Here is a 7,802-nt window from a genome sequence, read left to right as displayed (position 1 = left end):
TTCTTTTTCATTGTACTGTATTAAAGGTAATGATTTTTAAAACCATCGATTGACCTGGTCCTGTGGACTTCCTATCCACGACCACCAGAGGTCAATCGTACCTTTACACAGTTAGTTAGACGCTACCAGGCGGAGCCGTAAAGGTGAAAGGCTTTGACCGGCACCCATTCAAACGGGTCGTTTTTTTTAACGGTGATCCCGTCCGCACCCACGCTGGGGAAAACAAACTGCTGCTCCGCATTGGTATTGATGTATCCGTACAGATTGAGATCTCTGTCCAGCTCCGTTACAGTTATTTGCAGGAGCTCTTCCAGCGATAAATCGAATAGCTCATCGGTCTTATAGGTTAACGTATCTTGTGCATGGGCTACACTGCAAAACAAGACCATCAAAGAAATGAATAACCTCTGGAGGTTATGGTGAAACAACAAGGTAAAAATATGCATATAATGAGGGGTTAAATGCAATGCCAGACTCGGGGAAAAAGTAGATGTGGTCGTAATGGAAGTTAGGATTTTTCATGGACTGTTGCTACAAAGAAATAATAAAAAAGCCCATTTCCCGCAGCAGGAAATGGGCTTCGCAGTCCTCGCTTCACCGAATTTACATGTGTATTACAAACAGTTATATATACATTCAATCAATCCTCTAATGCACCTCTCCGGCTTCCATCTCTTTCTTGCCTGGAGTATTATAAGTACTTACAACGGCTCCTTTTACCCAAAGCTTCACCACAGTAGCCACGGGGTCTAATTCCTTTTCAGGAACCTCGATGACCCAGCCTCCATCTTCTTTTTTCACTTCCAGTTTCTTGCCCGTGGCAAGAAACTCGGCCTTGTCGATCTGATTTTTCAGATCCGGCACGACCAGCTTGCGGTCTTTCGGCCAGTCAAAAACAGAAAGGTATAAGATCGTATGTCCATTTTCCAGCTTGCTGGTGCATCTCCCCCAGGACAATGGCGCCAGCGGGCTACCCTTCGTAGCATAAACCGCCTCTCCATTCACTTTCATCCAGGAGCCAACCTCTTTTAATCGCGCTACACTTTCCATCGGAAATTCACCATCCGCCTTCGGGCCCACATTCAGCAAATAGTTGCCGCCTTTGGAAGCGATGTCCATCAGGTTGCGGATCATCGTTACGGAGCTTTTCCATTTATCATCATAGCTTTTGTAACCCCACGTTCCGTTCATGGTCATGCACGTTTCCCAATCCTTGCCGTCGAGCTCGGCCAGATTGGGTATGCGTTGCTCCGGCGTTTTAAAATCGCCGGGAAAATTCGGACGCTTCAACCGGTCGTTGGTAATGATGTTGGGCTGAAGGGCCAGCTGAGCCTGCAGTTTCCCGGCAAACTCATCGGTCATGTTTGTGGGGGTGTCCCACCAGAGTACGGCAATCTCGCCATACTGTGTCAGTATTTCGCGCACCTGGGGCACCGCCACATCGTCTATGTATTGAGCCATGGTTTTGGTAGTTTGAGCAGGGTCCCAATGACCGCTGTTCGCTTCCGTATAGGCGTCGATCCGGGTACTATCAGGATTAGCCCAGCCTTCCGATGCTCTTTTGCGCGCAGCCGCTCCGCCGGGGTTTACCCAATCCTGCGCATGGGAGTAATAAAGCCCCAGCTTGAGCCCATGCTTGCGGCAGGCCTCCACCAGGGGTTTGATCAGGTCTTTACCGTAGGGTGTCGCATCGACCACATTCCACGATGAAGCATTCGAGCCGAACAATGCAAAGCCATCGTGATGCTTTGCCGTGATCACGATATATTTCATACCGGCATCCTTCGCCATGCGCACCCAGGCATCGGCATCGTACTTCACCGGGTTGAACGCGCGCGCGAACGCCTTGTAGTCTGCTACCGGAATTTTCCCGCGGTTCATGATCCACTCGCCAATGCGGTTTACCCGGTGGCCGTTGTACGTACCCGCCGGCACGGCATACACACCCCAGTGGATGAACATGCCGAACCGCGCCTCGCGCCACCACTTCATCCGCTCATCGTTACTCAACGTCTGGCCGCATAGGTTGTTTGCCAGGCAGCAAACGATCATACCCGCCAAAAATATTTTTCTCATAGACATTCGATTTGTTTCGCGTATAAAAACTCAACCCTATTTGCGCAAGAGCGCTGTGGCACACCACAACACGGGCGCCTGTCCGTGCATGTCGCCTGTAATGCGTTGCCGGTCGAGATAATATTGGCGGTCATTCTTTTTATTCGTACCCTGGCATACCTCGCGGATGTCGCCGTTCTCATCGATGTAAGAGATCAGGCCAAGCCAGCCTTTTCGTGCTGCGGGTCCATACGTCTTCGCATCCAGCCAGCCCTGTTGTACGCCGGTAATCATCGCAAAGGTAAACATACCGGTGCACGACGTTTCAGGCCACGACTCCGGGTCATCGATAAGCTGGTGCCACATGCCCTTTTCGTCCTGATACTTCAGGAGCGCTGCCATCATTTTTTTGTAACCCTCCATGATCCGCGGGCGGTCCGGATTATCCGCCGGTACCGAGCGAAGCAACTCTGCTGTGCCGGCAGCCATCCACCCGTCACCACGGCCCCAGAAAAAAGGCACATCGGGTGCATGATAGAAGAGACCGTTATCCCTTTGCAGGGAATCCAGGTACATCACCATTTCGCGGGCAGCCCGGTCGATATATTTTCTGTCGCCGGTAGCACGAAAAGCCTGTGCCTGCACGGCCGTGATCATAAACATATCGTCGATCCATAAACGCGTCTGCCAGGTATACCCCTTTTCATAGAAAATAGAAGACTCGGGTTTTACGCGAGGACCTTCCGGTGGTCCCCACTGCTTATCGGCAATATTCTTACCCATATCGAGGTACCGCTGCTCTTTGGTTTCGATATATAGCTCGAGCGGTATGGAGCCGAATACGCAATAGTCAACGTGATCGGGTATCGGCACCAGGCTCGCCTCCGCATCAAAGAGGGGTTCGAAACGCGCCGCCAGCGCCTGCGTGAGTTTCTTGTCTTTGCTCGCCTGGGCAAAGGTTAGCGCACCATACCACGCACAAACTTCCGGGTAAGTGATGGTCTTGGGCGGCGTGGGGCGTCCAAAGTTTGGATGGGGCGTAGCGATAAAACGGTCCGCCACGCGTTTTCCGATTTCCGCCGGCGAGGAGCCTTTGGGCCACTTCTGCAGATCAGCCGCGCCGGATTGCGCCTGTACGCAGACGATCGATAAAACGAAGAGGAATATAAGGGTTAAAGTTTTTTTCATATGCTCATTTACGTTTGGCTGTTACAGTGTTCTCGGGCATATAGAGTACAAAGCCCCCCTTGGCGATGATCTTGACCCGGATATTCTTGCCGTTTGTCTTCAGGGCGGTGGCGGCAAAGGTTCCTGCCACGGGACCATCGGTAATCTGACTCAGCGTAACTTCCTTTTTCAGGAAAGGAAGATCAAACGAAATCTCTTGTTCGGCATCCTGGCCATTGATTCCTGCTATATACCATGCGCTTCCCTTTCTGCGGGCGATCACGATATATTTACCGGGAATGCCGGTTACATAACGCGTTTCATCCCAGGCCACAGGCACCTGCCGGAGAAAGTTCTTAGGTTCTTCCGGCAATGCCTGGTAGGATTTCATGTTGTCGGCAAAATGAAATACACCAGACTCGAAGACCACCGAAAGGGCAAGCTCATGGGCAAATGTAGTTTGACGCTTGGCTTCTCTTTTATTGGTGAAGGTAACAGGCGTGTAATCCATTGGGCCCACAACGTTTCGTGTAAAGGGAAGTATAGTATTCTGTATGGGTGCGCGGTCGCAGAACTCCTGCCGGCCGGCGCCCTCGGCTCCTTTCACCGACTCCATGGAGACCAGGTGCGGGTACGTACGCTCCCACCCTCTCGGCAACGTGGAGCCGTGGAAATTGACCATGATCTTATTGGCCGCAGCATCGCGCATGATATCGTAATATCGCTTGATCACAGGCTGTTTGTCGCCGTCGAAGAAATCTACCTTCACCCCCTTCACTCCCCACGCGGCAATTTTTTCAAATTCCTTTTTTCGTGCATCCGGAAAAGCCATCAGGTTGGCATCGCTCAGCGTATCCTTTTCCCGACCCATTCCCGAATGATACCACAATACGATGCCGACTTTTTTTGAATCCGCATACTTCACGAGGTCTTCCATCTTTCCATTTTTCATTTCATGCCAGCCGGCATCGATCAGCACATAATCCCATTTCATATCGGCCGTAAAATCGATGTATTGTTTCTGTACCTCAAAATCCCGGGTGGTTCCTCCGGCCGACCACCAGCTCCAGCTCGACCTTCCGGGTTTGATCCACGAAACATCTTGGATGACCGATGGCGGGCTCAAATTGGTGACGAGCGATGTCTCCTGAATAGTCGCCAGCGACGGACCGATCACGGCAGCACGCCACGGCGTTGTCCAGGGCAAGGTGGAAACAGGTTCAGGATCTGCGTCGCTTGTGACCTCCTCTTTTTCCGGAAAGCGAATGGTATATATTCCATTACCGGCTTTGTCTTCCATATGCGTGCCCGGGTAAGTTTCGTCCAGACCAGCTTCGGTAAGCAATACCCATAGGCCTTTGGTGTTGAATAACGCCGAGAAGGCCCACCCTGCCGGGTTTGGAGAGGGGGTGCCTACAGCCATTCCATTTTCATAAAATGCTTCATAGCAGGGTTTCTTCCGCACGTTCAGATCATAGGGCTGTATCCACGCTTTGGCATCTTTGGCAATGGCAAAACCGGATTCCTCGCGGATGATCTTGTAGGGGGTATTGTCGGTTTTCGGAAAATGGTAACGATACGCCATACCATCGTTATAGGCTCTGAAGATGAGCTGTACACTTTCCTTATTTTCATTCTCAAAAGTCAGCGTAACTTCGTTGGCCTGATTGCGGCATTGCAGCTTTCTGCCGATACGCAGGGTATAGGTCCCGTCTATCGCCGCGGCTGTCTTTGAAATGAACTTCAAGTTCTCAGAAAACTGCTGATCGTCGCGCACAATGCCCAGCGGAGAAGACCCAATGGCGGATGTGTTTGCGTAGGAAACCGAATAGCTGAGCCGGTTCCCCTTCGTGGCAATGGTCACCTTGACTTTTTTGTCGGGTGACGATACATCCCATCCCTGGCCCTGCACAGTTTGCACGGCTGAAAAAGAAAGGAGTAAAATTAAGATCCCCAGGGGGACAATGGTTCTGGCAAACATAATATCGGTTTTTATAGGTATATAGTATATTATTTATTTCGGAACGATCGTATAACGTTTTCCTTCTTCCGTCTCCACATCCATCACATAGCCTTCGTGGGAATTCAACGCAGGCAGCGTTGCCGCGCCGTTCTTTTTGTAGGGCGGAGCTTTCGCAGCTTGCGTGAGGCTATTAGGGTTACTGCCCTCAACATTTTTAGTGGTTGTCTCTACTAATCTTACAGGCATCGACGTACGTATTCTGCAGTTGCCGCCAAGCTTCGATTGAATGGTGGCGGATTGCAACTTTCCATCCCGCCAGCGGATGTTCACTTCAAAGGCTCCCCTGGCTTTCAGTCCGGCAACGCTGCCGTTTCTCCATTCACCGGGAAGCGCCGGCAGCAGGCTAAGCTCTCCCGCGTGGCTTTGCAGCAGCAGTTCCGTCATGCCGGCCGTAGCGCCGAAATTGCCGTCGATCTGAAAGGGTGGGTGCGCATCGAAAAGATTGGGATATGTTCCTCCTCCACCCATGGTTTCCTTTTCCTGTTTCGGGTCGATGTAGGTAAGCCCTTCCTTCAATATTTTATAAGCATGATCGCCCTCCTGTAATCGCGCCCACCAGTTGATCTTCCACGCCATGGACCACCCGGTGCTCATATCGCCCCGTTGGATCAGCGATTGTTTGGCCGCGGCAGCCAGCGCGGGCGTACGAACGGGCGAGATCTGATTGCCCGGGTGTAAACCAAAGAGGTGCGATAAATGCCGGTGCTTATCGTTGGGATCATCCCAGTCCTTGAACCACTCTTGCAATTGGCCATGCTGACCGATGTGGTACGGATAAAGCTTTGCTATAGCCGTTTCCACTTGCTTTGTAAATTCATCGCTGATCCCCAACGTACTGGCAGCGCTCAGGCAATTCTCAAAAAGCTGCCGGGTGATCGCCATATCCATGGTGGACGCCATGCTGATCTGATATTCTTTTCCATTGATCTTAAAAACATTCTCCGGTGATGTCGAAGGATTCGTCACAAGCTCACCATCCGGTGTTTCTACCAGCCAGTGCAGCAGGAATTGTGCGGCACCTTTCATGGCCGGCCAGCCCTTGTCGCGCAGAAATCCCTTGTCGCCGGTAAAGACGTAATGTTCCCATAGATGTGTGCTCAACCAGGCACCGCTCATCGGCCAGCAGGCCCAGCGCGCCTGGCTGCGGGGATCCCACTCAAAGCCACCTGGCGGAGAAGTCTTCGCCCAGATATCGGCATTGTGGTGTGCGCACCATCCTTCGGTAATGCCATAGTTCGTTGCCGCGGTTTCGGCGCCGTTCACAGCCAGTTGCTGTATAAAATCCAACAGGGGCACATGGCATTCCGAAAGGTTCGTGCTCTCGGCAAGCCAGTAGTTCATTTCTGTATTGATGTTGGTGGTATAGTTGCTTCCCCAGGGTGGTTTGACATGATCGTTCCAGATACCCTGCAGGTTAGCCGGGGGGCCGCCCGGCCGGGAGCTGGCAATCAACAGGTATCGGCCGAACTGGTAATACAACGCCTGAAGCTGCGGATCGGGTTTTCCTGCGTTCATGCGCAACATTCGTTTATCCGTAGGCAGGCGCATCGCTTCCGGGTCAGTGCCCAGGTCCAGCGTAACGCGATTGAAGAGCGGTTGGTAATCGGCAAGATGCCTGGCTCTCAGCTGCGCAAAAGTTTTAGTGGTCGCCGCATCGAGCACGGCCTGCGCCTCTGCGCCTGCATCTTTACCCTGCAGACCGGGTGATTTATTAAATCCATGGAAGCTTGTCGCCCCGGTAAGATAAAGTGTGACGGCATCGGCCCCCGAGACGGAAAGCGAGGTATCCTGCTTCGTGACCTTGCCGCCTTCGGCTTTGATCTTCAGGCGGACCTCAAAATTCATCCCCTCTCCTTTCCAGTCGTCATAAACAACCTGCAGGGGTTCGGCCTCGCGGTTGGCTACCAACAACGGCGCCTTACCGCGAAGTATCAGCTGATCATCCGCGGATGTTGTAACGGTATAGTTCAATTTACTCCGCAACGATGTGTTGAACGAAATACTCTTCTTCTTATTCGCCGACAACCGTATCACCAGTGTTTTATCAGGGTGGCTGATGAACATTTCACGGGTATAGGTTATTCCGCCGGTAGTATAAACAACGGTAGCGATAGCGGTACCCAGGTCCAGGCTCCTGTTGTACTTTCCCTCCACCGTATCGTTTAAAGTAAAATCCAGGAAGAGGTCGGCCATGGTGAGGTATCGTGCCGAATAAGGCCCCTGCATTTTTTCCCAATAGATAGCGGCCAGCGCATAGTCGCCGTCGGATACCGCTTTGCGCACCAGGGGAAGATAGACACGGCCGTTTGGATTGTTGCCGGGCTCGGGGTAACCCGACCACAGTGTGTTATCGTTGAGCTGCAATCTTTCCTGGCGCACGCCGCCAAAAACCATAGCACCCGTTTTGCCGTTGCCCAACGGCAGCGCTTCTTCCCAGGCTGACGCGGGCTGCGCGTACCACAGCTTCAGATGCGGATCTGTTTTTACAGACTGCGCAAAACATAGTTGCGCCAACAAAAACAAGACTACCAAAAACACCGATCTCCTTTTCATCAAA

At 52.1% G+C, this 7,802-nt stretch carries 5 protein-coding genes; all 5 read right to left on the bottom strand.

From position 1 onward, the window contains the following. Window positions 1–122: 122 nt before the first annotated feature. Window positions 123–446 (bottom strand): hypothetical protein, encoded by a 324-nt coding sequence (locus tag K7P01_RS25390; RefSeq protein WP_267297388.1) that lies wholly within the window; start codon window positions 444–446, stop codon window positions 123–125. Between the two features lie 202 nt (window positions 447–648). Continuing rightward, window positions 649–2,076, bottom strand: coding sequence for an alpha-L-fucosidase (locus K7P01_RS25385; RefSeq protein ID WP_267297387.1), 1,428 nt, complete (start codon window positions 2,074–2,076; stop codon window positions 649–651). 36 nt (window positions 2,077–2,112) lie between these two features. Beyond that, a complete protein-coding gene (locus K7P01_RS25380) occupies window positions 2,113–3,243 on the bottom strand; it encodes a glycoside hydrolase family 88/105 protein (RefSeq protein WP_267297386.1) in 1,131 nt (376 codons plus the stop codon). A 4-nt stretch (window positions 3,244–3,247) separates the two neighbouring features. Then, entirely contained in the window at window positions 3,248–5,203 is a 1,956-nt protein-coding gene (locus K7P01_RS25375; protein WP_267297385.1) for a glycoside hydrolase family 97 protein, read from the bottom strand. A gap of 33 nt (window positions 5,204–5,236) precedes the next feature. After that, entirely contained in the window at window positions 5,237–7,798 is a 2,562-nt protein-coding gene (locus K7P01_RS25370; RefSeq protein ID WP_267297384.1) for a glycoside hydrolase family 95 protein, read from the bottom strand. Between the last annotated feature and the right edge of the window lie 4 nt (window positions 7,799–7,802).

Source organism: Parachryseolinea silvisoli (assembly GCF_021190955.1).
GTDB classification, from domain to species: domain Bacteria; phylum Bacteroidota; class Bacteroidia; order Cytophagales; family Cyclobacteriaceae; genus Ohtaekwangia; species Ohtaekwangia silvisoli.
Note: the sequence above shows the minus strand (reverse complement) of the source record. Positions and strands in the feature narration are given on the sequence as shown.